This window comes from Saccharopolyspora rhizosphaerae (genome assembly GCF_003931915.1).
GTDB lineage: Bacteria > Actinomycetota > Actinomycetes > Mycobacteriales > Pseudonocardiaceae > Saccharopolyspora > Saccharopolyspora rhizosphaerae.
Genome location: NZ_RSAA01000009.1, coordinates 105,927 through 132,205, shown reverse-complemented (window position 1 = coordinate 132,205; position 26,279 = coordinate 105,927). Strand labels below are relative to the sequence as shown.

Here is a 26,279-nt window from a genome sequence, read left to right as displayed (position 1 = left end):
GGTCACCCTCCTTGGACTGCGGTGAGGACTTCGATGGTGGCGTCGGCGTGCAGCGCCGTGCCCTGCCACGACACGCGCGGCACCACTGCGCCGTCCACGGCCACGGCGACGCCTCGTTCCGGCACGCCGAAGTCGTCCACCACCGACGCCAGCGTGGCGCCGGTGGCGACTTCGCGCGCCTCCCCGTTGATCATGACGTTCATTGCTGTCCTCCCAAGCGGCTCGGGTCGGTGGCCTTGATGAGCGCCTCGGGTTGCTCGCGGCGCAGCAACGCCAGCACCGCGTCGGCGGTGATCGGCGTGAGCAGGAACCCGCCTCGGTGGTGGCCGGTGGCCGCGAGCACGCCCGGTTCCAACCAGCCGATGACCGGCAGGTTGTCGGCGGTGCTCGGGCGCAGCCCGGCGGTGGCTTCGAGCAGGGTGTACTCGGCGATGCCGGGCATCACGGTCTCGGCGTCGGCGAGCAGGTCGCGTACGCCGGCGACGGTGACCTCGGTGTCGAAGCCGACCTCGTGCTGGGTGGCGCCGAGCACCACTCCCCCGTCGTCGCGCGGCACCAGGTAGCAAGGCCTGCCGTGCACCGGGCCGCGCACGGTGCGGGTCGGCGGCGGCAGCGCGGTGGCGCGCTTGCGCAGCCGCAGGATCTCGCCCTTGACCGGACGGATCTTCTGGGCCAGGGCCGGGTGCAGCGAACCGGAGTGCGCGCCCGCCGAGATCACCACGACATCGCAGGACACAGTGGACCCGGCGAGCTCCACGGCACCCGGCCGGACCTGCTCGGCCCGCTCCGCGACGAACTCCACGCCCGCGGCCTCCGCGGCAGCGCGCAGCGCGACCAGCGCCTTCCGGTTGTCCACCGCGAGGTCGCCCGGGACTTCCAGCCCGCCGCGCACCGACGGGCCCAGCGCGGGTTCCAGCTTGCGGAGCTCCCGGCCGGTCAGCCGGGTCACGGTGCGGCCGAGGCGGGCCAGGTGGCCGGCGACGTTGTCGAGCTCTTCGCGGTCGGCGCCGTCGACGCCGATCACCAGCGTGCCCTCGGTGCGCAGCCCGGACGGCGACCCGGACGCCTGGCTGAGCTCCTCGGCGAACTCGGGCCAGCGGCCCAGCGACGCCGAGCCCAGCTCCAGCAGCTCCTCCTCGCCGGGCCACGCCTCGGCGAGCGGTGCGAGCATCCCGCCCGCGACGTGCGAGGCCCCGGAGGCGGGTGCGGGGTCGACCAGGCTCACCCGGTACCCGGACGCAGCAGCCCGCCAGGCCACCGACAGGCCGACGACTCCGCCGCCCACGACGACCACGTGTTCAGTGCGTTCTTCAGACAACTCCACGCTCCCTGCGCCGGCATGACCCGGATCAGGTTCGACGGTCGGAGCCCTGTGCTCCCTCTCAGCCCGGTCTGCCGGGCTCCCGTGCTCACCACGCTCCACCGTACCCGTCCGCAGATCACGACGTCAGCGGTTGGTCGACCGAACTCCGGACTAGTCTGGAGACATGCCTGGATTGGACGGCTTCGGCATTCGCGCCCGGCTCGCCGAGGCGAAGTTGTACCTGTGCACCGACGCCCGGAGTGAGCGAGGTGACCTCGCGGAGTTCGCCGACGCCGCCCTCGACGGCGGAGTCGACATCATCCAGCTGCGCGACAAGAGCCCGCACGGCGCTCCGCTGGAGGCCCGCCACGAGCTCGCCGCGCTGGAGGTGCTGGCCGAGGCGTGCGTGCGGCACGGGGCCCTGCTGGCGGTCAACGACCGCGCGGACGTCGCACTGGCGGCCGATGCCGACGTGCTGCACCTCGGCCAGGACGACCTGCCGGTGGAGGACGCCCGCCGCGTCCTCGGTGACCAGGTGGTGATCGGTCGCTCCACGCACGACGTCGCGCAGGCCGACGCGGCCGCCACCGAACCGGGCGTCGACTACTTCTGCACCGGGCCGGTGTGGACCACGCCGACCAAGCCCGGTCGTGCGGCTGCGGGCTTGGAGCTGGTCGAGCACGCCGCCGAGCACCGCGGCCACGGGCGTCCGTGGTTCGCCATCGGTGGCATCGGGGTGGACAACGTCGACGAGGCCGTCAAGGCCGGTGCCGAGCGGATCGTGGTGGTCCGCGCGATCACCGATGCCGAGGACCCCGCGGCGGCGGCCCGCGAGCTGCGCTCCCGGCTGCCCTGACCTGGAACGCGAACGTCCCCCGGGAACAGGTCCCGGGGGACGTCGCGCGGTGCGGCCGGAGCCGTCAGCTGCCGGTCACTGGGTCAGCAGGGAGACACCGTAGGCGGACAGCGCTTCACCGACGGGCTGGAAGTAGGTCGTGCCACCGCTGGAGCAGTCGCCCGAACCACCCGAGGTCATGCCCTGGGCCTGGTCACCGGAGATGAACGAGCCACCGGAGTCACCCGGCTCGGCGCAGACGTCGGTGCGGGTCAAGCCCTCGACCGTGCCCTCCTGGTACTGCACGGTCTGGTTCTTGGCCTCGACCGTGCCGCAGTGCCACCCGGTGGTGGAGCCGGAGCGGCAGATCGACGCGCCCTCGGAGGCCTCGGAGGAACCGGCCACCGCCTGGGTGCCACCGCTGTAGTCGTTCACCGCGGGCTTCGGGGTGTCGTCGGAACCGACGGAGATGTACGAGTAGTCGTCACCGGGGAAGGACGAGCCCTCGAAGGTGCCGCTGGGCTCGCTCGTGCTGTCACCGGCGTTGCCGCAGTGGCCGGCCGAGACGAACCCGCCGTCGACGGCGAAGCCGACGGAGCAGCGGGCACCGCTGCCGATGTAGTAGGCGTTGCCGCCGATGACGTCCATCAGCGTCTTGGGCTGCTCCTGCGACTCGACGACCCGCACCGCGTCGGTGAGCGCACCGGCGGCCTGCGCGAACTGCGCGGCTTCGGCGGCGGCACCGGGCTTGACGGTGACGACGACGGCGTTCTGCTTGCTGCTGGCGTACCAGCCGGTGACGCCCTCAGGCGCCAACGCCTTGCCCGCGTTGAGACCGTCGACGACACCGTTGAGCTGCGCCGCGCTGAAGGCCACCTGCCTGGCTTCCGCACCGGCGGCGCGGACCTGCTCGGCACGGGCCGCGTCGGTCACGCCGACCACGAGCTTGCCGGTCGCGGAGTCGAAGTAGGCGCCGCCGAAGGCGTCGGACAGCGCGCCGCGCAAAGTGCTCTCGGTGCGCTGAGCGGCGGATTCGAGCGCGAGCCGGTCGAGGGCCTGCTGTTCGGTGAGGCCGAGGTCGCGCTGCATCGCTTCCAGCAAGGTTCCCGCCACCGGGACGGCGGTGGGCGCGGTAGCGGTGGCCGGCACGGTCAGCGCGGCGACCGTGCCCGCGGTGACCAGGACGGTCCCGGCAATGCGAGCCGCGAGTCTACGTTTCATCTCGTGTCTCCCTCGTAGTGACCTGATCTCTCAAGGCCCCGTCGCCGCCCCAGTATCAGATCCCGGCGGAGGAAAAACATCCGGCTTTTAGCGCAATGTGCGCGAATCGCGTCGTTTCCGCGCTGACCAGCAGCGAATGCGGAAGGATTCACAGTTTTTCGCGCTTATCCGAGCGGCAGTCCCGGGAGCGTCGACTCGGACGCCGGTGGCGTGGTCGTGGAAGACGTTGTGGGAGGACCGGTTTCGGTCGGACCCGTCGTCGGCGGAGCGCTCGGCCCGCTCGGCGCGAGCTGTTCGGTGGTGCGCGGCGGCGCGGAGGGCTGCACCGGCGGCGGCACCTCGCTCGTCGGCGTCGGAGCGCTGGGCGTCGGCTCCGGTGCCTCGGTCCTGTCGGGGGCCTCCGGAGCCCGCGGCGCGGGCTGCAGCACCTGGCCGAGGGTGGTTCCGTCCCCACCGGAGAGCGGACGACCGGTGAGGCCTTCGAAACCGGTGACCGCCAGCATGCTCACCACGAACGCCACCGCGCAGGTCGCGCCGACCAGCGCCCAGCGTCCCCACCTGCGGCGCGGAACCGGCGGCGAGACCAGCTCGGTGGCCGGTTCCTCGACCTCGTCGCGACCCTGCTCCTCGACGGCTTCACCGCCCGGCCACTGCATGCCGGTGACGTCCAGCTTCCGGGTCGGCCCCTCTTCGCCGAGGTCCTCACCGGACACCGGACGTCCCAGCTGCGTACGGCGTTTCCGCAGCTCGGCGGCCTTGGCGGCGGCGGTCGACGCCTTCTCCTTGGTCTTCTCGATGGACCGCTGGTACAGCGCACCGCCGACGGTGATGACCACGCTGGTCAGGCCCGCGCCCACGACAGTTCCGGCAACGCCCAGCCGCGAGCCCAGGAACGCGGCCGTCACCGAGGCCAGCGCCGCACCGCAGACCTGCGCCGGGGACACCTGCGTCTTCTTCTCGCTCTGCTTCTCCGGCTGGTCGTCAGCCGGATCCGCTCCGCCCCTCGCCATGTTCCTCACAACGCAATCGGAGGCACTCGTCCTGCACCACCCAACGCGTGCGCCGAACCGGTTTTCTCCCCGGGCCGGTCTTTCGTGAGGACTCCCACGACGTGTAACGAAAAACGGTGCCGCTGAGCGAGAACGCCGTCGCGGACCGTCACGTCCATCAGTCGGGCGGGTTCAACCGCGCCACGAACTTGTAGCGGTCACCGCGGTAGATGGAGCGGACCCACTCGACCGGGCGTCCCTCGGTGTCGAAGGAGTGCCGGGACAGCAGCAGCATCGGCAGACCGACGTCGGAGCCCAGCAGTTCCGCCTCTTCCGGGCTGGCCAGCGCGGTCTCGATGGTCTCCTCGGCGTGCCCGAGCTCGACGTCGTAGGTCTCGCGCAGCACCTGGTACAACGAGCCGCCGGACTCGAGCTTCGCGGTTAGACCGCGGAAGCGGGTCAGCGGCAGGTGCGTGGTCTCGATGGCCATCGGCTCGGCGTCGGCCAGGCGCAGGCGGCGCAGCCGCAGCACGGCGGAACCGGCCTTGGTGCCCAGCAGGACCGCGAGCTCCTCGTCGGCCGCTTCCTCGACGACCTCCAGCAGCCGCGAGGTGGGCTGCCTGCCCTGGGCGCGCATGTCCTCGGTGTAGGAGGACAGCTGGAGCCGCTGGGCGACCTTGGGCTTGGCGGCGAAGGTGCCCTTGCCCTGCACGCGCAGCAGCCGCCCCTCCACGGTCAGCTCGGCCAGGGCTTGGCGGACCGTCGTGCGCGAGACGTCGAACTCCGATGCCAACGAGCGCTCGGTCGGGATCGGCGAGCCGGGCGGCATCGACCGCAGCAGGTCGAGCAGGTGCTGCTTGAGCCCCCAGTACTTCGGTTCCCGTGGCGCGCGACCCTGCGAGTCCGCCCCGCCGGACACGGTCGTGTCGAGCATCGTTCCTCCTACCCGCCGCAGCCTGACCATCGAGCATGCCCGACAGCACGGCCACGCGGAACGCGTCTCCGGCAGTTCGTGCCTGCTGATCAACCCAGTCTTCGGTGTCCGAGCACACTAACGCCGATTCCTGTTGACAATGAGTGTCGCTCACCACAATCCGCGACGCGCTTGCGGCGGTGGTGAAGCCGACCATCGGACGAACGAACGTGCCGTCCGGTTCCGGACCGGGTAGAATTGGTCTGGACCTCTAGGAAGGAATGGGCCGATGTCCGCCACCCCCGGCACCCACATGAAGGACGAGATCGAGCAGCAGCCCGCGGTCTTCGCGGACCTGCTGGCCGCCCGCGAGCAGTTCGCCGAGGTCGCGCGGATCGTCGCCGATCGGCGACCGCGGTTCGCGCTGCTCGCCGCGCGCGGCTCCAGCGATCACGCCGCGCTCTACGCCAAGTACCTGATCGAGGTGCTGCTGCAGCTGCCCGTCGGCCTGACCTCGCCGTCGACCACCACCCTCTACGGCGCTCAGCCCGACCTCACCGACGTGCTGCTGGTCACCGTCAGCCAGAGCGGCGGCTCGCCCGACCTCATCGCGGTCACCGAGTCCGGCCGGGCGCGCGGCGCGCTGACCGTCGCGGTCACCAACACCACCGACTCGCCGCTGGCCTCGGTCGCCGAGCTGTCGCTGAACATCCGGGCCGGTGCGGAGCAGGCGGTGGCCGCGACCAAGACCTACAGCGCCACGCTGCTGGCGTTGTACCTGCTCGTCGACGCCGTTCGCGGCGGTGACGGCGCGCAGGCCCGAGCCCTGCCGGACCTGGCGGCCTCCGCGCTCGAGGGCGCCCGCGACTCGGTCGAGGAGGCTGTCCAGCGGTACCGCTTCGCCGGTCGCCTGGTGACCACCGGGCGCGGGTACTCGCTGGCCACCGCGCACGAGGCCGCGCTGAAGCTCGCCGAGACCAGCTACCTGTCCGCCCGCTCCTACAGCGGTGCCGACCTGCTGCACGGGCCGGTCGCGGCCATCGACGCCGAGACCGCCGTGCTCGCGGCGTGCAGCGCGGGGCTCGGCGGCGAGTCGACGCGCGAGGTCGTCGAAGCGGTGCACCAGCGCGGCGCCGACGTCTGCGCGATCGGCTCGGCGGCAGCGAAAGCCCCTGCCGCGCACCGAATCCTCCTCCCGGAGTGCGCCGAAGAAGTCGCCCCGGTCCTGGAGATCCTGCCCGCGCAGCAGCTCGCCCTCGGCCTCGCCCTGGCCAGGGGGATCGACCCGGACAACCCGCGGGGGCTGCAGAAGGTCACCAAGACGACCTGACGGTCAGAGGTTGTAGACCTCGCGGGCGGTGGTGTCGAACACCGCCGTCCGTTCGCTCTCGGAGAGGCTCGCGGTGAGCTCCTTCGCCACGCCCAGCACCTCGCCGTAGGAAGCGGCGAGGAGGCAGACCGGCCAGTCGGAGCCGAACATGACCCGGCTCGGGCCGAACGCCTCCAGGACCACGTCGGCCCACGCGCGCAGCCGCGACGGGTCCGGCTGCTCCGCCCAGTCGTCCTGGGTGACCAGGCCGGACAGCTTGCAGACCACGTTGGGGTGCGCCGCCAGCGCGCGGATGCGGCTCGCCCACGGTTCGAGCTCGCCGTCGGCGACCGGGGGTTTCGCGCAGTGGTCCAGCACGAACGTCAGCTGCGGGAACTGGCCGACGGCCTTGATCGCCGCCGGGAGCTGGTGCGGGCGGATGAGCAGCTCGTAGAGCAGCCCGGCGTCCTCCACCGCGGCCAGACCGGCCAGCACCTCCGGGCGCACCAGCCAGTCCGGATCGGGCTCGTCCTCGACCTGGTGCCGGATCCCCCGCAGCCAGCCGCCGGACGGGTGGGTGTGCAACCGGCCGATCTGCTCGCGGGTGTCCTTGGCGGTCAGGTCGACCCAGCCGACGACGGCGGCGATCCTGTCCACGGTCTCGGCCAGCACCAGCATCTCGGGCGTCTCGTCGGGATCGGAGACCGTCTGCACCAGCACGGTCGCGTCCACCGAGGTGCCCCGCACCGCGACCTGCAGATCGGCCGGGCGGAAGTCGCAGCGCAGCGGGTCCATCTCCTCGCCGGTCATCCAAGGCTGATCGCGGACGTCGAGGTCCCACAGGTGGTGGTGGGTGTCCACGGTCATCGAGCGCCTCCGCTGGTGTCCACATCAGACCGCACGCGGCAGGCGCTCGTGCAGGCGTCGCCCATTGCTTCCTTCTCCCCGACCGGTGCTCACGACGCCTCGATGTATAGCCGTTCACCCCGCCGGAAGCCAGGCCCCCTGCTGACCACTTCCGGTCGTCACGTCCACTCGCCGAGCCGCGCGAGGGTAGAAAGAGTTCATGCACGGTGAAGACACGGCACTCGTCCTCGGCCTGGACGTCGGCGGCACCAGCAGCCGCGCCCTGGTCTCCGACCTGACGGGGCGGGTGCTGGGCACCGGCAGCGCTGCCGGCGGCAACCCGAACTCGCACCCCCCGGCCAAGGCCGTCGCGCAGATGGCGAGCGCGGCCCGCGAGGCGCTCGGCGCGCACGACCCGTCCCGGGTGCGCGGCTGCGTGCTGGGCATGGCGGGTGTGAGCAAGATGACCGACCCCGACTTCGGCGAGTTCTTCCGCCTCGAGTGGTCCCGGTTGGGGCTGGCCTGCGAAACGACCCCGGTCAGCGATGGGGTGGTGGCCTTCGCCGCAGGAACACCGGAACCCACGGGGACCGCGCTCATCGCCGGTACCGGCGCGGTCGCGGAACGCGTCGAGGACCACCGCACCGCAGTCACCGTCGGCGGCTGGGGGTGGCTGCTGGGCGACGAGGGCTCCGCGTACTGGCTGGGTCGCGAAGCCGTGCGCGCCACGCTGCGGTCGCTGGAGCGCCACGCCCCGGTCGAGGGCCTGGCCGAGGCGGTCTGCGCACACCTGGGCGTGCCGGCGGAGCGGAAGGCCCTGATCACCGCGGCCAACGCGGGCGACCCGATCCGGCTCGCCGAGCTCGCACCGCTGGTCACCGCCGCCGAGGACGACGTGGCCGAGGACATCGTCCACCGCGCCGCGGTGCTGCTCGCGGACACGGCCGCGACGGCACGGCCGGACCAGCACTCGTCGGTCGTGCTCGCCGGCGGTCTCCTCGACCCGGACAACCGCGTCGGCCTAGCCCTCCGGGCCGAGCTCGAAGCCCGGTCCTGGCCCGAACCCCTCACCGCAGGCCCGGGCGCGGCGGCCGCCGCCTGGCTCGCCGCCTTCCCTCTGGCCCCGGACCCGATCACCCTCCACAAAACGCTCCTCGGCTGAACCCCAGCGACCCCGAGCGCCACAGCACCGGCCTGGAGGAACTCGGTGGTCAGCCCCCGATCACCGGGGTGGTTCGAGGCTCGCCCACAGCGATCACCCGATCACCGGTCACACGACGAGGGGCGACTCCGGAGGCCCCACACCTGGTCACCGGTGCACCCCGGGCCCACGAAGAACCGCTCCGAGGGCTCCCCACCTGCGCACGCGACCACCTGGCGAAGCACGGTCACCAGCCTCGGAAGCGTGGGACCGGCACGACAACTCCGGTGATCGGGAGTCCGATCACCGGAGTGAGCCGGTCATCCGCACGGGGGCGGCCGGAGGCGGGCTGCTGCCCGGCACCGCGACTCCGGACGGGCGTTAGAGGAGGTTGAGTTCGGTGAGGGCGTCCCGGACCGCCCGGAGCTCGGACTCGTCCGCTTCGACCAGGGGGAGGCGGGGGGCTCCGACGTGGTGACCGAGGAGGTTGAGCGCGGCCTTGACCGGGATCGGGTTGGTCGTGACGCCCAGGGCCGAGTAGAGCGGCTTGAGGGTCGCGTTGATCTCGGAGCGGCGCGCGGGGTCGGTGACCATCTGCTTCATCTGCGGGCCGACGACGTGGCTGGCCACCAGGATGCCGCCAACCGCACCCAGGTCGAGCGCCTGGGTGAAGCCGTCGTCGTTGCCCGCGTAAAGGCCGAGGCCGTCGATCTGGGCGAGGGCGGCGTTGTCGGCCTGCTTGACGTAGTCGAGGTTCTCGACCTGGCCGAGCTCGGTGAGCAGGTCGTGGTCCAGCGACAGCCCGATGCGCGACGGGACGTTGTAGAGCACCACCGGCTTGTCGGTGGCCTTGCCGATCTCGGTGAAGTGGCGGACGAGTCCGCGCCGGTTCGGCTTGTTGTAGTACGGGGTCACCGACAGGATGCCGTCGGCGCCGATCTCGGTGGCGCGCTCCGTCATCCAGCAGGCGTGCGCGGTGTTGTTGGAGCCGGTCGAGGCGATCACCGTGGTGCCCTCGGGCCGCTCACCGACGGCCAGCTCGACCAACCGCAGGTGCTCGGCGTCCGAGAGCGTCGGCGCTTCACCGGTGGTGCCGCACACCACCACGCCGTCGGAGCCGTGGGCCAGCAAGTGGCGGTAGAGGGCCAGGAACGCTTCTTCGTCGACCTTCTGCCGGTCGTCGAACGGGGTCACGATCGCGGTGATCACGCTGCCGAGAGACATGAGCGCATTGTGCGCCCACGCTCGGGAGGTGTCACGTCGCGGGTTCCCGCGGATGGCGCATGCCCGGGTGGTCCTCGGGCAACGACCGGCGCAGCACCCACCAGCTCACCGCGACGCACACCGCCACCAGCGGCCAGGTCAGCACCACCTGGGCGATGGTCAGCGCGCCGGTTGCCCCGGCCAGCCACAGCGGGATGAACACCAGCAGGCGCACCACGTACTGCCCGACCCACACCCAGCTGGCCCGGCTGTAGGCCCGCAGCAGGTCGGGATCGTGCCGCCAGCTGCGGCCCTGGCCCAAGGCGACGCCGACGACCACGCCCAGCAGCGGCCAGCGGACCGCGATGCTGGTCATCCAGGCCAGCGCGCTGAGCGCGTTGCTGGCCAGCCGCGGCAGGAAGAAGTCGGCGGCGTCACCGGTGCGCAGGGCGATCAGCGCCCCCAGCATCACCGCCAGCAAGCTCACCAGGACCGCGAGCGGGCGGGCGCCTGCGCGGAGGCGGTAGGCACTGATGGCGGCGCCGACGACCACAGCGGCCGCACCGCCGATGACGATCGACTCGCCGCCGAAGAACCAGCCCGCGCCGAAGGCGATGGGCGGCAGGCTCGCGTCGATCGCGCTGCCTCGGCCGCCGAGCACGCGCATGAACGAATCGCGATCGTCCCGCTCGATGTCCATCTCCTGCGTCACGCCAGCAAGCCTGCCCCAAGCATCCGGCCGGACCCAAATGCCCGTGCCCGAGCTCCACCTCTACCCGAGACGGCGTGCTCGTTCCACCAAGGTGGCGAGCTCAGCAGCGATCGTGGGCTTGTCGGCGGGCTGGCAGGCCACGACGTCCTGGACGTCGACCCGCTCACCCTGCATCGCGTAGCGGCCCTGGTCGTTGTCGAACCAGATGAGGTTGGGCACACGCGCGCTCCGGGCGCCCGCGACGACGAAGTGGCCGAAGCGGAACGTGGGCCTCGACGTCACCGCGCGCAGCTCCGGCAGGCCCTCGATGTCGGCATCAGCGGGCATCCCGCCGCGCCGGTCGGCGACCGCGCGCAGCGCGGGCCCAGCACCCACCGGGGCGTCGGGCAGCAGCTCAGCGGCGGTGCGCGGGAGGTTCTGGGGCGGCAGGAACGTCATCCGCATCCCCCTGCCGTCGAAGACGCCGAGCACGCCCACCTCGCCGGTGGCCACCACGCGCGCCGCGAGCCGGTGCCCGGCGCGGACGTCGAGCAGGCCGGACGCCGCGATCGACACCTCGGAACTGCACAGCAGGTAGAGCGCGTCCTCGACCTCCGGCTCAGGACGGCCGTTGCGGGCCAGGCCGGCGGACTCCAGCTCCTGCCAGACCCGCTGGACGACCTGGTCGCGGTCCTCCGGCAGCTGGGCGAGGCGCGGCGGCTCGAACGGGTACTGCCGGACGGTGAGGTTCAGCTGCTCACCGAGCAGGTCGACCGCCGGGGCCGACAAGGTGATCGTCTCGACCATCACAGCTCACATTTCGCGTTGGCGGTACCCGGTGTTATCAGTGCGTCGTTGCGGCGGCTCCGGACAGCACGCGGCCCGGCGGCCGTCCACCAGCGGGAGCACCGGCTCAGAAGTCCCGGAAGCTCGACGGGGACTCGCCGAGCACCGGCGGGGCGACGAGCCGACCGCCGTCATCGTCGTCCCACAGCTCGTCGGCTTCGATGAGGAACTGCGGCACCGCCCCGCTGCCGGCTTCGCCCGGCTTGTACTCGGACCCGGCGCGCAGTTCGTCGCCGTGGTCGCGACGCTCCTCCTTGAAGTCGTCGGCGGACCACGACGTGTTGCGCCCGTACCCGGCGCGGCTGGACCCGCCCGACCAGGCACCGGCCGAACCCATCGGGCCGAACCCGCCGTCGGCGCGCTCGGTGACCTTCGGCTGGCGCACCGTCTTCGTCTTCGGGCGCTGCTGGTCCTGTTGCTGCTGGGCCGGTTCCGGCGGGCGCGGAGGCTCAGGCGGACGCGGCGGGTGCTGCGCAGCAGGCGGTTCCACCGGCCGCTCGACCGGCGGTGGCGGCGGCGGTGGTCCCGCCGGGCGCGGTGGAGGTGGCGCCACCGGGGGCGGTCCCGGCGGGCGCGGCGGACCGCCGTGCGGCGGCGCGGGGGTGCCCGCGGGCGATGAGGGGTGCGGCGGCTGCTGCCGCGCAAGGGAGGGCGGTGCCGGTGGACCCGCTTGTGGCAGCGGACCGCTGGGTGGGCTCGGCGGAGGGCCCATCGGGCGCGGTCCCGACGCGGGACCAGCAGGGTGCCCGCCGGGCGCGGCTTCGCCCGGAGCCGAGCCGTCGTGACGCGGGGCGTCGGGTCGCGGACCGGCAGGCGGGCCCTGCGGCGGTGGCGTGGTCTCCACCCGAGGCTCGCCTCCCGGGGGCGGCCCGTCGGGACGCGGGGGGGCCGACGGCCGCTCGGCTGCCGGTGGTTCGGGCGCGAGCGGCCGCGACGGCTCCTCGCCCGGCTGAGCAGCGGGGACAGGGGGCACCAGTCCGCTCGGCGGACCGTCGGCCAGCGGACCGCGCAGCACACCGTCACGCACCTGCGGACCTGCCTCCGGAGCGGGTGCCGGAGCAGCGGGGCTGTGGTTGTCGGGCGGGAGCAGCGAGCCGCTGAGGCTGGCGCTCTCCGGCCGCGCGTGGCCTTGCTCCTCGGGTTCCGCGAGCGATCCGGACATCTCGGCGGGTCGCTCCGAGGCACCACCGAGGTCGCCCGACAGCGACGGCAGTCCGCCGGTGGACGGGCGGGAGGGTTCCGCGGCGGGGCGGGGCACCGGGCCCGAGCCCCGCTGTTCCTGCTCGAAGCGGTCCGGTAAGTGCTCGACGCGCTGCCAGAGGGCGAACGGGTGCGGTTCTGCCGCGAGCGCGGCCAGTTCGGCGCGCACGTCGACGTGCCCCGGGCGCTGCGCGGGCGGGGCCGGGCGCGCGGGCGGGGCGGGTGCGGGTGGCGGACCTGCCGGTCCGGCGTCGTTCAGCGATCCGCGCATCGGCGGTTCCGCCCGACGCCGGCCTCCCGGCTCGGGACCGCCTCGCCGGCTCGGCGGCTCGAAGGCCGCCGGCCCCGGCGCGGACGCCGGGTTCTGCGGTGCCGTCACGATTCCCCCAGGTGTGCAGGACGGTTGCGGAGACCGACGATCAGAGTCGCGGCCACCACGGAATCGACGCAACGCCCCATGTCGTCGTTCCCCATCAACCGGTCACGACGGCGGGAGCGCGCAACACCTGCTCCGGCGTCCTGCGAGCGGACGCGCGTCGAGCTGTGACCTGCAGCGATCGCGTCATCGTGAGCCCCCTTGTCACTTCTGCTACCGCCGAAGGACAGTAGCAGCTGACCTTCACCCGCATCGGTGTTTCCCGGCAAGATCCACCTCCTCGGCCTCGTGACGAGCGGCGACCGCGCACCTCGGGAGGAGCGGCGGTCCCGCGCGAGCTACCGACCAACCGGACATAATTACTAGACTGGCCAGTGCCGTTTGTCACGTGCCGGGAACCTTCGGTGGCGTAGGTACGTCTCCGAAGGCCACTGTTGATCCCGCACCATCACGCTGGTGGGACGAGCAGGAGGGACGAGCAATGGGTTCGGGGCGCTGGGACAGCTTCGTCGCGCTGGGAGACAGCTTCACCGAGGGGCTGGCCGATGCCACTGAGGAGGCCGACGTCTACCGCGGCTGGGCCGACCGGTTGGCCGCGCACCTCGCCGAGCACAACCCGGAACTGCGCTACGCCAACCTCGCCGTGCGCGGCAAGCTGATCCGCCAGGTCGTCACCGACCAGGTCCCGCACGCCATCGCGCTCAAGCCCTCGCTGGTCGCGCTGACCGCGGGCGGCAACGACATCATCCGACCCGGCAGCGACCCCGACCTGGTCGCGGCGCTGTTCGACGACGCCGTGAGCCGGATCCGCGCGACCGGGGCCGACGTGCTGATCGGCACCGGGTTCGACACCGCGAGCACCCCGGTCCTCAAGCGGGTGCGCGGCAAGGTCGGCACCTACAACTCGCACCTGCGCTCCATCGCCGACGAGCACGGCTGCTACGTGGTGGACCTCTGGTCGATGCGGGTCCTCCAGGACCCGCGCGCGTGGTGCGAGGACCGCCTGCACCTGTCCTCCGAGGGGCACCGCCGAGTGGCGCTGCGCGCCTGCGAAGCCCTCGGTCTGCCGACCGCTCAGGACTGGAACGAGCCCTGGCCGGACCAGGAGGAGCGCAGCTGGCAGGAGCAGGCCGCCGAGGACATCCGCTGGGCCCGCGAGCACCTGGCCCCCTGGATCGGCCGCCGCCTGCGCGGCGTTTCCAGCGGCGACGGCCGGACCGCCAAGCGTCCCTGCCTGGAGAAGCTCCCGACGAACTGCGGGTGAGCCGGAGCGCCGAGGAGCGCTCCCCCTCTCCACAGCACCTCGGCCGCTGGGGGTGCTGAGGTGCTGTGGAGAGCGAGGTCTGCCGGTGGCACGCTGCGCAGCTGCACGGCAGGGCTGAAGACGAACGAGCGCCCGGGCGGCTCCCCCGAACCGTCCGAGCGCTCGTCACACCCCCACACCCGGACGTCCCCGGATGCCTCACCCCCTTCGTGGTCGTCCCGACCGCAGAACGGCCGGGACGACCGGGGCGGCAATCCCCCCTTGGATCCACCCCCAGAGCCGCCCGTGCGGATCGACGTAGATCGATCCGCACGCTCGAAGTTCGCAGCCTGGCCTACACGCCCGCTAAACGCGCACTAAACGATCCTCAACCGGCCTGCCGCCCGACCTCGTCCAGCCGCTGCTTGACCTCCCTGACCTGCGGAGATCCTTCCGCTTCGAAGATCGCCAAGGCCGTTTCCCAGCGACGTTGGGCGACCGGCACGTCTCCGCGCAACCGGGCGACGTCGCCCAGACCGACGTGCGCCGCGGCCTGGCGCACCGCCGATCCGCACTGCCGGGCGACGTCGAGAGCCTCGAGGTGGCAGCGCTCGCCGTCGTCGAGGCGGCCGAGCTCGATGCTGACCTCGCCGCAGTTGTTGAGCACCATGGCCAGGGTTTCCAGGTCGTCGGCCTCGCGGTAGAGCTCCTCGGCCTCCCGCAGGTGCTCCAGCGCCGCCTCCAGCTCGCCGTTGACCTGCTCGACCATCGCGAGGTTGTTCAGCGCACCGGCCACGAAGTAGCGGTCGCCGAGCGAGCGGTAGACCTGCAGCGCGTCCTTGGAGTGCACCTTGGCCTCTTCGTAGCGGCGCAGCCGGAACAGCACGCTGGAGAGGTTGACCTGCGTCATCGCCAACCGCTCGGAATCGCCGGTGTGCACGGCGACCCGGTAGGACTCCTCGTAGTGCGCGAGGGCCGCGTCGAGCTGCCCCGATCGGGCGCAGGCGACCCCGAGGCCGGCCGACATCAGCACCTCACCGACGGGATCGCCCACCGCGCGCGCGGATTCGGCTCCGTCGGTGTAGATGCGGATCCAGTCCTCCCACGGGCAGCGGACCATCAGGTAGTTGAACTGCAGCCGGGCCAGCGGCCAGGCCATGTCGTGCAGTCCGGCGAGCTTGGCGGCGCGGACCGCGGCGACCAGGTTCGGCCACTCGGCGTCGAACCACTCCAGGGCCTGCGCGCGGGAGTGGACCTCCGGGCGGTGGTCGGCGGCGGCGGAGTAGTCGAGCTCGTCACGGGCCGGGCGCAGGAAGCGGCGGGCGTGGTCGGCGGCGCACAGGTAGTGCAACAGCAACCGGCGCAGCGCCTCCGGATCGTCGGAGCCGGCGGGCAGTTCGCGGGCGTAGGCGCGCAGCAGGTCGTGCATGCCGAAGCGGTCCGGTTCCGGTTCGGTGACCAGGTGCGCGAGCGCCAACGCCCGCAGCCTGCGCTGCGCCGAGGCGGTGTCGGTGCCGCACAGGGCGGCCACGGCGTTGGCGGTGAAGGTCTGCCCCGGGACCAGGCCGAGCACCCGGAAGGTCTCGGCGTGCGCCGGGGGCAGGCTGCGGTAGGAGATGTCGAAGGCGCGGCGCACGCTGGTGGACGCGTCGTCGTCGATGTCCAGGGCGTGCAACCGGTTCCGCTCGTCGGTGAGCTCGTGCACCAGGTCGGAGACACCGCGCGCCGGGTTGGCGGCCAGCCGGGCGGCGGCGATGCGCAGCGCCAGCGGGAGCCCGCCGCACAGCTCGGCGAGTTCGGCTGCCGCATCGGGTTCGGCTGCGGACTTGCCCGGAACGCCCGCGCGGTCGAGCAGTTCGATGGCGGTCTCGGTGGGCAGCGTCTCCAGCGGCAGCACGCGCGCGCCGGACCGCACCACGAGCCCGTCCAGCCGGCGCCTGCTGGTGACCACGACCAGCGAGGCGGCGCTGCCCGGCAGCAGCGGCAGCACCTGCTCGGAGTCGCGCGCGTTGTCCAGCAGCACCAGCACCTTCCGCTTGGCCAGCAGCGAGCGGTAGAGCGCGGTCCGGTCGTCGACCTCCACCGGGATCGCCTCGGCCGCCACCCCGAGCGCCTTGAGCATGCTGGTCAGCGCCTCGCCGGGGGTGAGCGGCTGGTGCTCGGAGTCGAAACCGCGCAGCGAGGCGTGGAGCTGACCGTCGGGGAACTCGTCGGCGACGCGGTGCGCCCAGGTCAGCGCGAGCGCGCTCTTGCCGACCCCCGCGGTGCCGGTGAGCACGGTGATCAGGCTGGACCCCTTCTCGCGGCTCGCAAGCATTCCGTCCAGGGTCTCCACTTCGCGCATCCGGCCGACGAAACCCGCTGGTGCGGGCGGCAGTTCGGCCGGAACCGGGCGCCGGATGCCCAGCCCGGGCTCGACGCGGGTCGGGTGGTTGCGCAGCACGGGGTCGTCGCGCAGCAGCTTCTCGTAGAGCTCGCGCAGTTCAGGGCCGGGGTCGATGCCGAGCTCGTGGGACAACCGGTGCCGCAGCTCGTGGTAGCGGGCCTGCGCTTCGGCGCGGTGCCCTGCGCGGTAGTTGGCCAGCATGAGCTGACCGGTCAGCCGCTCCCGGACCGGGTGCTGGTCGACCAGTGTGGACAGTTCGGCGATGAGCTGGTGGTGCCTGCCCAGTTCCAGGTCGGCGGCGATGCGCTCCTCGAGCGCGAGCAACCGGAGCTCGTCGAGGTTGGGCGCGACCATCCGGTGGAGCCTGCTGCCGGCGATGTCGGACAGCACCGGCCCGTTCCACAGCGACAAGGCCTCGCTGAGCAGGCGCGACCGTTCGGCCGGCTCGAGCCCGTGCGCGCGGGTGATGAGGGTGCGGGCCCGGTGCGCGTCGATGCGGTCGCCGTCGACGCGCAGCAGGTACCCGGGCGAGCGGGTGATGATCTCGGGACCGCTGGTGCCGAAGAACTTGCGCAGCCGGGACACGTAGCCCTGGATGATGGTGCGCGCGCTGGCCGGCGGGTCGTCGTCCCACAAGGTGTCGATCAACCGGTCCATCGGGACGACCTGGTTCGGTTCGAGCAGCAAGCAGGCCAGCAGCGCCCGGACCGGCGCGCGGCCCACCTCCAGCGCGACGCCGTCGAGGTGCACCTCGAGCGGACCGAGCAGGCGGAACTCGAACCCCGCGGTCCCCTCCGAGCTGCGCTGCGACGACATGCTCACACCTGTTCCTGGACTCGTTCCTGCTCGGCGGTGCGGGCGGCGGGACCTGGCACGCCTCCTGGGCTTCCGCGCATCACCCCCCGGTGCGCGCCGCTGCGCGGCGCATTCGCCGGCAGGCGTGCAGGGCGCGCGACGGGCGAACTGCGGGGTCGCGCTCACGACGCGCGGTCAGACCGCTCGCATCCGCTCCTCCCGATCACGACTCGTTCGCCTCTGACGCCTGCGCCCGCCACACGGTAGCGATCAGACGTGCGGCCGAGACCGACGCGTTCCACACGCTCACACCAACGGAGTATGCCCGGAATGTCAGACGGGTGATCGACTCGTCCTCCTCGTCTCCGATGAACGCCTCCCGACTGGGAGAGCGGGCAAGTAAAGTCTGAGGGCGTCGATCACCCGAACGAGTGGCGTAGCAGGACGCCGCGGAAGGAGCACCACCCGTGCCGACGACGTCCGCAGTGGTCGATCGGGCGGTGGGCTGCCTGCTGGGCGGCGCCCTCGGCGACTCGCTCGGCACTCTGGTGGAGTACGCGCCGCTGGAGGACATCCGGGCCGAGTTCGGGCCGGACGGGCTCACCGAACCCGCGCCCCAGGCCCTGCTGGGGGACGCCACGCAGATGGCGCTGTTCGCCGGCGAGGGCTACCTGCACGCGTGGACGACGGGCAACAGCGGCGGACCGTGGCGACCGGTGGAGTCCACCGCCGCGGCGCTGCGCCGCTGGCTGCTGACCCAGCAGGAGGACAAGCCCGCTCCCGGTGCCACCGGGCTGCTCGCCGAACCCGAGCTCTACGTCAGCCGCGCACCCGGCCTGACCAGCCTCCGCGCGCTCCAGGAACCCGAGCTCGGCACACCGGACCGGCCGCGCAACAGCTCCAAGGGCTGTGGCGGCCTGGACCGCAGCAGCCCGATCGGCTTCTCCCCCACCGCCGAGATGGCGTACCAGCTGGCGTGCCAGTGCGCGGCGCTGACGCACGGCGGCGTCGGCGGCTGGTCCTCGGCGGGAGCGATGGCGCTGATCGTGCACCTGGTCGCGGTGCAGCAGCGCCGGTTGCCCGCTGCTGTCGACCAGGCCGCCGGTCGCGTGCTGCGCGAGGACTTCGAAACCGCCAACGCCCTCGCCGAGGCCGCCACGCTGGCCCGGCTCGGGGCCAGCGTCGGGCACATCGAACGGCTCGGCCAGGGCTGGGTCGGGCCGGAAGCGCTGGCCATCGGCGTCTACTGCGCGCTGGCGCTGCCCAAGCCGGAGCAGTTCGCCGACGCGGTCCGGCTGGCGGTCAACCACTCCGGCCACAGCGATTCCACCGCCGCGGTCACCGGCAGCATCCTCGGCGCCCGCCACGGCACGGCCGTGCTGCCCCGGAGCTGGCTCGCCCGACTGGAACTCGCCGACGTCGTCGAACGCATCGGCCACGACCTCGGCGCCTCCTGCTCCGGGGAACCGTTCAACGAACGGCGCTACCTGGGCATCGCCCAGGGTCCGGCGCAGGTGCCCTGACGGTTCAGGCCGGGACCGGCGCGCGCGACGCGTGCGCGAGCCGGCGGCTCCCGATGGCGCGGCACGCCAGGTAGATCACGAACGAGATGACGGTGACGAAGGCGCTCACCGGGGCACCTGGGGCCAGCGACAGCAGGATCCCGCCCAGCACCGCGACTTCGGCGAACACGACGGCCAGCACGGTCGCGCGGACCGGGCTCGCCGTCACCCGCGCGGCGGCCGCGCCCGGCGTCACCATCAGCGCCAGGACCAGCAGCGCACCCACGGTGTAGACGCCCAGCGCCGTCGCCACGCCGACCAGCACCGCGAACAGCGGGGTCAGCACGCGGGTCGGCACGCCGCGCGCGGTGGCGACGTCGGGGTCGACGCTGGCGAACAGCAGCGGCCGGTAGACGACGGCCAGCACCAGCAGCACGACCACGGCGCAGCCGCTGAGCAGCAGCACGTCGGAGGAGTCGACCCCGACGATCTGCCCGACGAGCAGGCTGAACTTGTTCGCGGTGCGCTCCGGGTTCAGCCACAGCAGGAACACGCCCACGCCCAGGCCGAACGAGAGGATCGCGCCGATCACCGAGTCGCGCTCGGTGTTCTTCTGCCCCAGCAGGCCGAGCAGCAGCGCGGCCACCACAGCACCGGCCAGCGCACCGACTCCCACGCTCGCGCCGACCAGCAGCGCCGCGGCGGCGCCGGTGAAGGCGAGCTCGGCCGTGCCGTGCACGGCGAAGGACATCTTGCGGGCGACCACCAGCGGCGCCAAGCACCCGGACACGAGGCCGAGCGCGGCCGCCGCCAGCAACGCCTGCTGCACGAACGGGTAACCGAGCAGGCTGATCATGGTGTCGAAGTCGAACACCCTGCTCAACGACTCACCGACGTCGCTCACGCTTCTCCCGCCCCCAGCACGTGGTGGTCGTCGTCCTCGGCTCCGGCCACGACCAGCCGTCCGCCGACGCGGGCGACCTCGATGTCGGTCCGGTAGAGCTCCGAGAGGGTCCCGGAGTTCATCACCTCGTCCGGCGTGCCGATCCGGAACCGGCCGTCGACGAGGTAGAGCACCCGGTCGACCAGCGGCAGCACCGGGTTGATCTCGTGCGTCACGAACAGCACGCCCGCGCCGCTCCGGCGGGCCTGCTCAGCGATCAGCCGGGAGACCTTGCGCTGGTGCGCGAGGTCCAGCGACAGCAGCGGTTCGTCGCACAGCAGCACCGACGGGTCGCCGACCAGCGCCTGCGCCACCCGCAGGCGTTGCTGCTCACCACCGGAGAGCAACCCGACGGGCATCGCCGCGTACTCGGTCGCCTCGACCGCGCGCAGCGCGTCGGCGACCCGGCGCTTGCGCTCCCGGCGACCGCTGAAACCCAGGCCCCAGCGGTGCCCGTCGAGGCCGAGGCCGACGAGGTCGCGGCCGCGCACCGTGACGTTGGCGTCCAGCGCCCGCTGCTGCGGGATGTAGCCGATCCGGTCGCTGCCGCGCCGCGCCGGGCCCCCTCCGATGTGGACGGAGCCAGCGTTGAGCTCCTGCAACCCGAGCAGCACGCGCAGCAGGCTGGTCTTGCCCGAGCCGTTCGGGCCGAGCACGGCCACGAACTCGCCGGGAGCGACGTCGAGGTCCAGCCCGGACCACAGGGTCCGCTCGCCGTAGGCCAGCGTCGCGTCGCGCAGCGACACGGCCGGCGACCCGGTACCGGCCTCGACGGCGGGTGCGGTGTCCGCGAGTTGTTCCGGCGTCATCCGAGGGCCCCTTGCAGAGCGGTGATCTGGGCGTCCATCCACTGCACGTAGTTCGTGCCCGGCGGCAGCGTCTCGGTCAGCTCGACGACCGGGATGCGCTGGGCTTCGGCGGCGGTGCGCACGTTGCGGGTCACCGGCGATTCGGTTTGCGGGTTGTAGACCACGGCGGCGGCCTGGCGGGCGTTGACCGCGTTCTGGACGTCGGCCACGGCGGCGGCAGACGGGTCGGTCTCGGCCTCGATGGCGTTGACGAACGACGGCGGGGTCACGTCCCGGAGACCGGCGGCCTCGATCACGTAGTGCGCGACCGGCTCGGTGACGATCACCGGCGCCCCCCGGTGCGCTGCGGCGATCTCGCCGACGCGACCTTCCAGCCCGGCGACCTGCTGCTCGAACGCAGCGGCGTTGGCCTCGAACTGCTCGGCCTTGGCGGGCTGGATCCTGCCGAGCTCGGCGGCGACCTCGTGGGCGACCTCGCGCACCACCTGCAGGTCGTACCAGACGTGCTCGTTGACCGAGTGGTCGTGCCCGGCGTGCTCGCCCTGCGCCTGCGGCTCCGCGGCGTGCGCTCCCCCGGCGTGCTCCCCGCCCTGCGGGGAAGCGCCGGCGTGCTGGTGCTGGGCGTCGACCGATCGCACGGTCGGCGTGCCGGTCTGGCCGAGCACCTGGTTCATGAACTCGTCGTAGCCGCCCCCGTTGACCACCACCAGGTGCGCGTCGCTGATCTTCGCGGCGTCCTGCGGGCTGCTCTCGTAGGAGTGCGGGTCGGCCCCGGCCTGGCTGATGATCGGTTGGACCTCGACGCCGTCGCCTCCGACGGCCTGCGCGACGCTGCCCCACACGCTCGTGGAGGCCACGACGTGGACCTTGTCATCAGGCCCCGGCGCGGCGGGCTGACCCGAGGAGCAGCCGCTCAGCGCCACGGCGCCCACGGTCAGTCCGGCTAAGGCGGTCACAGCGGTGCGGCTGCGGACGGTCATGGATGGCACTCCCGGGTGATCAAGTGAGGGCGCTGCCGGGCGACCCCAGATGCGAACGGTAACGGGAACCGTTGTCATCTTCAGTCTAAGCACCCTCCACCGGAACGCTCCAGCCCCTGGCGTACTTCCGCCGTCGAGGTGCCTCGCACGCAGCAACAACGCCCCCGCCCGGGAACCGGACGAGGGCGTTGACGCGATCACCGCCCGCAGGGGGCGGCGGCGGTCGAGTCGAGATCAGGCAGCCAGGCGGGCACCCGTTCCGGGGTGGAACAGGTGGACGTCACCCGCGTCGCGGAGGGCGACCTTCACCTTCTGGCCGAGCGCCGGAGGCGTGCGCCCGTCGGCGCGGACGACGAAGCGCTCCGAGGAGCCGCCGACCGTGATCGAGCCGTGGATCAGCGCGTCCGCACCCAGCTCCTCGACCAGCTCGACGGTCATGTCCATGCCGTCGCCCGAGGTGAGCTCCAGGGCCTCCGGACGGACGCCGAAGGTGACCTCCTCAAGATCGCCGGCCGCGGACAGCACGTCGCGGGACAGCGGGACCGTGGTGCCGTCGAGCACCGCACCGTCGCTGCTCAGCGGCACCGTCTTGAGGTTCATCGCGGGCGAGCCGATGAAGCCGGCGACGAAGGCGTTGGCCGGGTTCTCGTAGAGCTCGCGCGGAGTGGCCACCTGCTGCAGCAGACCGTCCTTGAGCACCGCCACGCGGTGGCCCATCGTCATCGCCTCGACCTGGTCGTGGGTGACGTAGATGGTCGTGGTGCCCAGGCGCTTCTGCAGCGCGGCGATGTTGGCGCGGGTCTCCACGCGCAGCTTCGCATCCAAGTTGGACAGCGGCTCGTCCATCAGGAACACGCTGGGTTCGCGGACGATCGCACGCCCCATGGCGACCCGCTGGCGCTGACCACCGGAGAGCGCCTTGGGCTTGCGGTCGAGGTACTTCTCGAGGTCGAGCATCCGCGCGGCCTCGGTCACCTTCTCGTTGATGACCGACTTGGGCGTCTTGCGCAGCTTCAGCGCGAAGCCCATGTTCTCGGCGACCGTCATGTGCGGGTACAGCGCGTAGGACTGGAACACCATCGCGATGTCGCGCGCCTTCGGCGCAGTGTTGGTGACATCGTTGCCACCGATGGAAATGCCGCCTTCGTCGACGTCCTCGAGCCCGGCGAGCATCCGCAGCGCCGTGGACTTCCCGGAGCCCGACGGCCCCACCAGGACCAAGAACTCGCCGTCGGCGACGTCCAGCTCCAGCTGGTCAACCGCCTTCACCGGCGGACTGCCCGGGTAGACCCGGGAGGCGTTGACGTACGCGACCTCAGCCATAAGTGACACCCTTCACTACAATCGGTCCAGGAGAAAGTAACCTGTTGACGGCGTGGCGTCACCCCTCTGAACGTTCAAACCTCGGAGAGTGATCACCCCGCGTCGCTCCGTGTTCGCGGTTCGAACATCAGTGGGACGTAAGTCATGCTCGCTTCACCCTCGGGTTCTGAACCGTTACGGTTCCTCCATGGCGCGGTCAACGAATGCCCGGCGGCCTGCGACTCTTGCGTCGCTCGCTGCGGAACTCGGGGTTTCCCGGACGACGGTGTCGAACGCCTACAACCGTCCGGACCAGCTGTCCCCTGAGCTGCGCAAGCGCGTCCTGGAGACAGCGCGGCGGCTCGGCTACCCGGGACCCGACCCGGTCGCACGCTCGCTGCGGACCCGCAAAGCGGGCGCGGTCGGCCTGTTGCTCACCGAGAACCTCTCCTACGCCTTCCGCGACCCGGGTGCCGTCGGCTTCCTCGAAGGACTCGCGCTGGCCTGCGAGGACGCCGGACAGGGCCTCACCCTCATACCGGCCAGCCCGGAGCGCGAGGACGTCGCGGCCGTGCACCGCGCCGGTGTCGACGGCTTCGTCGTGTACTCCGTGCCCGAGGACGACCCGCACCTGGCGGCCGTGCTGGAACGCCCCGTGCCCGTGGTGGTCTGCGACCAGCCGCGACTGGACAACCTGGACTGGGTCGGCCCGGACGACCGCAGGGCCATCAAGACCGTCGCCGATCACCTGATCGGGCTCGGCCACCGGCGCATCGGCGTGCTGTGCATGCGCCTGGCGCGCGGCCGCAACGACGGTCCCGCCAGCGTGCAGCGCCAGGCCAACGCCAGCTTCCACGTGCAGAAGGCCCGCTTGACCGCGCTCGCCGAGGAGTTCAGCGAGGCCGGGGTCGACTGGACGACGGTGCCCGTCGTCGAGCGCTTCGACCACACCCTGGAGTCCGGCGCCTCCGCCGCAGCGCAGGCGCTGGAGATCGACCCGGAGATCACCGCGCTGGTGTGCACCTCGGACATCCTGGCGCTGGGTGCGCTTCGCGAGGCCCGCAACCGCGGGCTGCGCGTGCCGGAAGACCTCACGATCACCGGCTTCGACGGCATCCCGGACGCCGAACGCGCCGGCCTCACCACGGTCCGCCAGCCGTGGCTGGAGAAGGGCCGCGCAGCAGGTCGGCTGCTGCTGGAGACCAGCGAGCCGAGCCGTCCGCGCCACATCCAGCTCGAGACCCAGCTCATCGCCGGTTCCACGTCGGGACCGCCGCGCTCCGGCGAGGAGTTCTGGTTCGGCCCGTGACGCGGTGTGACCCGAGCGCGGTGGAGATCAGGTTCCCGATCGCCACCGCGCTCGCGCCGGGTCAGTAGTTGGTCCACTCGCCCTGGGCGTAGTCGAGGATCGTCGGGTGCACCAGGGTCGAGGGCTGCAGGTCCGGGAGGCGGCCGCGGTCCGGCGGGAACGTCTGGGCCGCCCGGAGCGTGGCCGCGTCCAAGGAGCGCAGCGGTGGGGCGTCGGCGGGCAGCCGGGGTTCCGGGGGCGTCGATCCTCCGGTGACCAGGTGGAACCCCCACTCGCCGAAGGCCGGGACGGAGACCTCGTAGGGCGTGGTGGCCAGGCCCAGCGAGCGCAGCGTCGCCTCGACGCACCAGTAGGCCTTCGGCGCGAAGTACGGCGACCCGGCCTGCACCACCATCCGCGCCCGGTCGGTCATGGCCTGGTGGACCAGGCCGTAGAACTCGGCGGAGTACAGCTTCGCGGTCGCGGTGGAGTCGGCGTCGGGCATGTCGACGAACACCACGTCGTAGCGGTCGCGGTTCTCCCGCAGCCAGCTGAACGCGTCGGCCGGGATCGCGCGCACCCTCGGGTCCCGCAACGCGTCGTGGTTCAGCGACGAGACGCGCTCGTCGTCGCGGGCCAGCGCCAGCACCGCCGGGTCGAGGTCGACCAGCGTCACCTCGTGAACGTCCGGGTAGCGCAGGACCTCCCGCAGCGCCAGGCCGTCGCCGCCGCCGAGCACCAGCACCCGCCCGCGCGGCCCGCTCATCGCCGGGTGCACCAGCGCCTCGTGGTACCGGTACTCGTCGATCGAGCTGAACTGCAGGTCCCCGTTGAGGAACAGCCGCGTGTCCCGCACCCCGCTCAGCGACACCGACTCGGTGAGCACCACGTCCTGGTAGGGCGTGCGCTCGGCGTGCACCACGGGTGCGGAGTACAACGCCTGACGGGCGGTGACCTCGAAGTCGTCGGCGTAGGCGTAGGCGGCCAGCAACAGCCCCGCGACCAGCGTCGACGCGCCGATCAGCAGCAACCGGGCCCGCTTGGACAGCTCGCGGCGGAACACCGTGAGCACCAAGCCCAACCCGGCGGCGGCGTTGAGCATCCCGACCAGCAGCGCCCCCTGCACCTGCCCGAACAGCGGCAGCAGCAGGAACGGGAAGGCCAGGCCGCCGACCAGGCCACCCACGTAGTCGGCGGCGAACAGGTCGGCCACCGCCGAGCCCGCGTCCTGGCTGCGGATGCGCTGCAGCAGCACCATCAGCAGCGGGATCTCGGCGCCGATGAGCAGGCCCAGCACGAGCGCGGTCGCGATCAGCGCGGGCAGGTACAGGCTGAGCCACGCGAACGCCGCGTAGAGCCCGAGCACGCTGAGCCCGCCGAGCAGCGCCAGCACCAGCTCGATCCCGGCGAAAGACGCCGCCGCCCACGGCTGCAGGGGTTTCGCGGCCAGCGCCCCGACGCCCATCGCGAACACCATCAGCGACAGCACGATCGAGGCCTGCCCGATGGTGTCGCCGATCAGGTAGCTGCCGAGCGCGACCAGCGCGAGCTCGTAGACCAGTCCGCAGGCGGCGCAGACGAACACCGCCACCAGCACCGCGAACCGCGCCGTGCGGTGGCGCCGCGCCGGAGGCGAACCCTCCTGCGCCGGGGCGGTTTCGGTCGTCGTCACCGGAGCATCAGTAGATCGCGGCGGCGATCAGGACCGCGATCACCAGGTGCGCGGACGCCGACACCCAGGTCGCCGGGTGCATGTCCGGCGAGGACAGCTCGTCGCCGAGCTTGCCGGGCGTGATGGTGTCGACGAGCAGGAACGACAGGCTCATCAGGACCAGCCCGAGCAGCCCGTAGGCGAGCGTGCCGACCAGGCCGAGCAGCAGGTCGTTGGAGCTCGCCATGATCGCGGTGGTGAGGATGATGCCGACGCCGAGCAGCCCGGAGACCAGCAGCAGCGCGGCGTTCGGGTTGCGGCTGACCCAGATCAGGTCGCGCAGCTTGCCGGGCGTGGCGAGGTCGACGAGCACGTAGCCGAGGGCCATCATCGCCACGCCGATCACCCCGTAGGCGACCGCGGCGAACAGGCCGGCGAGCAGTTCGTTGAGCAAGGTGGTGTGCCCTTCCGTGTCGTGAGTGCGTCAGCGCGGCGGCCCGGCCGGAG

The 26,279-nt window shown here is 72.3% G+C and carries 23 protein-coding genes and 1 riboswitch; of the genes, 6 read left to right on the top strand and 17 right to left on the bottom strand.

What is annotated here, in order from left to right; translation table 11 throughout:
• Positions 1 to 2 precede the first annotated feature (2 nt).
• Together thiS and thiO are read right to left on the bottom strand one after the other, a co-directional pair.
• The gene (thiS, locus tag EIL87_RS10975) at positions 3 to 203 is read right to left on the bottom strand and encodes a sulfur carrier protein ThiS (protein WP_125090127.1); all 201 of its coding nucleotides are present in this window, start codon (positions 201 to 203) and stop codon (positions 3 to 5) included.
• Complete coding sequence (gene thiO / locus EIL87_RS10970; RefSeq protein ID WP_125090126.1) at positions 200 to 1,318, bottom strand: glycine oxidase ThiO; 1,119 nt, start codon at positions 1,316 to 1,318, stop codon at positions 200 to 202. Before thiO ends, thiS begins: the two co-directional genes overlap by 4 nt.
• Positions 1,310 to 1,417: riboswitch (TPP riboswitch) on the bottom strand. It overlaps the preceding gene by 9 nt.
• Before the next feature lie 70 nt (positions 1,418 to 1,487).
• Between thiO and thiE the strand changes: the two genes are divergently transcribed.
• A complete protein-coding gene (gene thiE, locus EIL87_RS10965; protein ID WP_125090125.1) occupies positions 1,488 to 2,159 on the top strand; it encodes a thiamine phosphate synthase in 672 nt (223 codons plus the stop codon).
• A gap of 75 nt (positions 2,160 to 2,234) precedes the next feature.
• On the opposite strand, the gene EIL87_RS10960 is transcribed toward thiE, so the two are convergent.
• From EIL87_RS10960 to EIL87_RS10950, 3 genes are all read right to left on the bottom strand, one after another.
• Entirely contained in the window at positions 2,235 to 3,359 is a 1,125-nt protein-coding gene (locus EIL87_RS10960; protein WP_125090124.1) for a S1 family peptidase, read from the bottom strand.
• Positions 3,360 to 3,523: 164 nt separating this feature from the next.
• Positions 3,524 to 4,369 carry a hypothetical protein gene (locus tag EIL87_RS10955; protein ID WP_125090123.1) on the bottom strand — a complete coding sequence of 282 codons (846 nt, stop codon included), beginning with the start codon at positions 4,367 to 4,369 and terminating at the stop codon, positions 3,524 to 3,526.
• A gap of 157 nt (positions 4,370 to 4,526) precedes the next feature.
• Positions 4,527 to 5,282 carry a GntR family transcriptional regulator gene (locus EIL87_RS10950; RefSeq protein WP_125090122.1) on the bottom strand — a complete coding sequence of 252 codons (756 nt, stop codon included), beginning with the start codon at positions 5,280 to 5,282 and terminating at the stop codon, positions 4,527 to 4,529.
• Between the two features lie 268 nt (positions 5,283 to 5,550).
• On the opposite strand from EIL87_RS10950, the gene EIL87_RS10945 reads away from it, so the two are divergent.
• A complete protein-coding gene (locus EIL87_RS10945; RefSeq protein ID WP_125090121.1) occupies positions 5,551 to 6,591 on the top strand; it encodes an SIS domain-containing protein in 1,041 nt (346 codons plus the stop codon).
• Between the two features lie 3 nt (positions 6,592 to 6,594).
• On the opposite strand, the gene EIL87_RS10940 is transcribed toward EIL87_RS10945, so the two are convergent.
• The gene (locus tag EIL87_RS10940; protein ID WP_125090120.1) at positions 6,595 to 7,437 is read right to left on the bottom strand and encodes an amidohydrolase family protein; all 843 of its coding nucleotides are present in this window, start codon (positions 7,435 to 7,437) and stop codon (positions 6,595 to 6,597) included.
• Positions 7,438 to 7,636: 199 nt separating this feature from the next.
• On the opposite strand from EIL87_RS10940, the gene EIL87_RS10935 reads away from it, so the two are divergent.
• The gene (locus EIL87_RS10935) at positions 7,637 to 8,578 is read left to right on the top strand and encodes an N-acetylglucosamine kinase (protein WP_125090119.1); all 942 of its coding nucleotides are present in this window, start codon (positions 7,637 to 7,639) and stop codon (positions 8,576 to 8,578) included.
• Between the two features lie 360 nt (positions 8,579 to 8,938).
• Here EIL87_RS10935 and dapA read toward each other — a convergent pair whose 3' ends face one another.
• The 4 genes from dapA to EIL87_RS10915 all read right to left on the bottom strand — a co-directional run bounded on the left by dapA (position 8,939) and on the right by EIL87_RS10915 (position 12,768).
• Positions 8,939 to 9,781, bottom strand: coding sequence for a 4-hydroxy-tetrahydrodipicolinate synthase (gene dapA / locus EIL87_RS10930; protein ID WP_125090118.1), 843 nt, complete (start codon positions 9,779 to 9,781; stop codon positions 8,939 to 8,941).
• Between the two features lie 31 nt (positions 9,782 to 9,812).
• On the bottom strand, positions 9,813 to 10,427 hold the full coding sequence (locus EIL87_RS10925; RefSeq protein ID WP_125090189.1) for a DUF3159 domain-containing protein: 615 nt from the start codon (positions 10,425 to 10,427) through the stop codon (positions 9,813 to 9,815).
• Between the two features lie 105 nt (positions 10,428 to 10,532).
• On the bottom strand, positions 10,533 to 11,258 hold the full coding sequence (locus EIL87_RS10920) for an ESX secretion-associated protein EspG (RefSeq protein ID WP_125090117.1): 726 nt from the start codon (positions 11,256 to 11,258) through the stop codon (positions 10,533 to 10,535).
• Between the two features lie 106 nt (positions 11,259 to 11,364).
• Positions 11,365 to 12,768, bottom strand: a complete 1,404-nt coding sequence (locus EIL87_RS10915; protein WP_125090116.1) for a hypothetical protein — start codon at positions 12,766 to 12,768, stop codon at positions 11,365 to 11,367.
• Between the two features lie 586 nt (positions 12,769 to 13,354).
• Between EIL87_RS10915 and EIL87_RS10910 the strand changes: the two genes are divergently transcribed.
• On the top strand, positions 13,355 to 14,137 hold the full coding sequence (locus EIL87_RS10910) for an SGNH/GDSL hydrolase family protein (RefSeq protein ID WP_125090115.1): 783 nt from the start codon (positions 13,355 to 13,357) through the stop codon (positions 14,135 to 14,137).
• Between the two features lie 367 nt (positions 14,138 to 14,504).
• On the opposite strand, the gene EIL87_RS10905 is transcribed toward EIL87_RS10910, so the two are convergent.
• The gene (locus tag EIL87_RS10905; protein WP_125090114.1) at positions 14,505 to 17,318 is read right to left on the bottom strand and encodes an AfsR/SARP family transcriptional regulator; all 2,814 of its coding nucleotides are present in this window, start codon (positions 17,316 to 17,318) and stop codon (positions 14,505 to 14,507) included.
• A 446-nt stretch (positions 17,319 to 17,764) separates the two neighbouring features.
• Between EIL87_RS10905 and EIL87_RS10900 the strand changes: the two genes are divergently transcribed.
• A complete protein-coding gene (locus tag EIL87_RS10900) occupies positions 17,765 to 18,820 on the top strand; it encodes an ADP-ribosylglycohydrolase family protein (protein WP_125090113.1) in 1,056 nt (351 codons plus the stop codon).
• Positions 18,821 to 18,824: 4 nt separating this feature from the next.
• Here EIL87_RS10900 and EIL87_RS10895 read toward each other — a convergent pair whose 3' ends face one another.
• The 4 genes from EIL87_RS10895 to EIL87_RS10880 form a co-directional block, all read right to left on the bottom strand.
• Positions 18,825 to 19,655, bottom strand: a complete 831-nt coding sequence (locus tag EIL87_RS10895) for a metal ABC transporter permease (RefSeq protein ID WP_407690535.1) — start codon at positions 19,653 to 19,655, stop codon at positions 18,825 to 18,827.
• A gap of 44 nt (positions 19,656 to 19,699) precedes the next feature.
• Positions 19,700 to 20,551, bottom strand: coding sequence for a metal ABC transporter ATP-binding protein (locus EIL87_RS10890; RefSeq protein WP_125090111.1), 852 nt, complete (start codon positions 20,549 to 20,551; stop codon positions 19,700 to 19,702).
• A complete protein-coding gene (locus tag EIL87_RS10885) occupies positions 20,548 to 21,531 on the bottom strand; it encodes a metal ABC transporter solute-binding protein, Zn/Mn family (protein ID WP_125090110.1) in 984 nt (327 codons plus the stop codon). Before EIL87_RS10885 ends, EIL87_RS10890 begins: the two co-directional genes overlap by 4 nt.
• A 234-nt stretch (positions 21,532 to 21,765) precedes the next feature.
• The gene (locus tag EIL87_RS10880) at positions 21,766 to 22,854 is read right to left on the bottom strand and encodes an ABC transporter ATP-binding protein (protein ID WP_125090109.1); all 1,089 of its coding nucleotides are present in this window, start codon (positions 22,852 to 22,854) and stop codon (positions 21,766 to 21,768) included.
• Between the two features lie 187 nt (positions 22,855 to 23,041).
• On the opposite strand from EIL87_RS10880, the gene EIL87_RS10875 reads away from it, so the two are divergent.
• On the top strand, positions 23,042 to 24,142 hold the full coding sequence (locus EIL87_RS10875; protein WP_125090108.1) for a LacI family DNA-binding transcriptional regulator: 1,101 nt from the start codon (positions 23,042 to 23,044) through the stop codon (positions 24,140 to 24,142).
• Between the two features lie 61 nt (positions 24,143 to 24,203).
• Here the strand turns inward: EIL87_RS10875 and EIL87_RS10870 are convergent, their stop codons facing one another.
• Together EIL87_RS10870 and EIL87_RS10865 are read right to left on the bottom strand one after the other, a co-directional pair.
• Complete coding sequence (locus tag EIL87_RS10870; protein WP_125090107.1) at positions 24,204 to 25,793, bottom strand: polyamine aminopropyltransferase; 1,590 nt, start codon at positions 25,791 to 25,793, stop codon at positions 24,204 to 24,206.
• A gap of 7 nt (positions 25,794 to 25,800) precedes the next feature.
• Positions 25,801 to 26,226 carry a DUF350 domain-containing protein gene (locus EIL87_RS10865; protein ID WP_125090106.1) on the bottom strand — a complete coding sequence of 142 codons (426 nt, stop codon included), beginning with the start codon at positions 26,224 to 26,226 and terminating at the stop codon, positions 25,801 to 25,803.
• Positions 26,227 to 26,279 lie beyond the last annotated feature (53 nt).

Excerpts from the sequence above, each read along its gene's own strand:
- thiS (WP_125090127.1), bottom strand. The coding sequence starts at position 203 with ATGAACGTCATGATCAACGGGGAGGCGCGCGAAGTCGCCACCGGCGCC.
- thiE (WP_125090125.1), top strand. The coding sequence starts at position 1,488 with ATGCCTGGATTGGACGGCTTCGGCATTCGCGCCCGGCTCGCCGAGGCG.
- EIL87_RS10960 (WP_125090124.1), bottom strand. The coding sequence starts at position 3,359 with ATGAAACGTAGACTCGCGGCTCGCATTGCCGGGACCGTCCTGGTCACC.
- EIL87_RS10955 (WP_125090123.1), bottom strand. The coding sequence starts at position 4,369 with ATGGCGAGGGGCGGAGCGGATCCGGCTGACGACCAGCCGGAGAAGCAG.
- EIL87_RS10950 (WP_125090122.1), bottom strand. The coding sequence starts at position 5,282 with ATGCTCGACACGACCGTGTCCGGCGGGGCGGACTCGCAGGGTCGCGCG.
- EIL87_RS10945 (WP_125090121.1), top strand. The coding sequence starts at position 5,551 with ATGTCCGCCACCCCCGGCACCCACATGAAGGACGAGATCGAGCAGCAG.
- EIL87_RS10940 (WP_125090120.1), bottom strand. The coding sequence starts at position 7,437 with ATGACCGTGGACACCCACCACCACCTGTGGGACCTCGACGTCCGCGAT.
- EIL87_RS10935 (WP_125090119.1), top strand. The coding sequence starts at position 7,637 with ATGCACGGTGAAGACACGGCACTCGTCCTCGGCCTGGACGTCGGCGGC.
- dapA (WP_125090118.1), bottom strand. The coding sequence starts at position 9,781 with ATGTCTCTCGGCAGCGTGATCACCGCGATCGTGACCCCGTTCGACGAC.
- EIL87_RS10925 (WP_125090189.1), bottom strand. The coding sequence starts at position 10,427 with ATGCGCGTGCTCGGCGGCCGAGGCAGCGCGATCGACGCGAGCCTGCCG.
- EIL87_RS10920 (WP_125090117.1), bottom strand. The coding sequence starts at position 11,258 with ATGGTCGAGACGATCACCTTGTCGGCCCCGGCGGTCGACCTGCTCGGT.
- EIL87_RS10915 (WP_125090116.1), bottom strand. The coding sequence starts at position 12,768 with ATGCGCGGATCGCTGAACGACGCCGGACCGGCAGGTCCGCCACCCGCA.
- EIL87_RS10910 (WP_125090115.1), top strand. The coding sequence starts at position 13,355 with ATGGGTTCGGGGCGCTGGGACAGCTTCGTCGCGCTGGGAGACAGCTTC.
- EIL87_RS10905 (WP_125090114.1), bottom strand. The coding sequence starts at position 17,318 with ATGTCGTCGCAGCGCAGCTCGGAGGGGACCGCGGGGTTCGAGTTCCGC.
- EIL87_RS10895 (WP_407690535.1), bottom strand. The coding sequence starts at position 19,655 with ATGATCAGCCTGCTCGGTTACCCGTTCGTGCAGCAGGCGTTGCTGGCG.
- EIL87_RS10890 (WP_125090111.1), bottom strand. The coding sequence starts at position 20,551 with ATGACGCCGGAACAACTCGCGGACACCGCACCCGCCGTCGAGGCCGGT.
- EIL87_RS10885 (WP_125090110.1), bottom strand. The coding sequence starts at position 21,531 with ATGACCGTCCGCAGCCGCACCGCTGTGACCGCCTTAGCCGGACTGACC.
- EIL87_RS10880 (WP_125090109.1), bottom strand. The coding sequence starts at position 22,854 with ATGGCTGAGGTCGCGTACGTCAACGCCTCCCGGGTCTACCCGGGCAGT.
- EIL87_RS10875 (WP_125090108.1), top strand. The coding sequence starts at position 23,042 with ATGGCGCGGTCAACGAATGCCCGGCGGCCTGCGACTCTTGCGTCGCTC.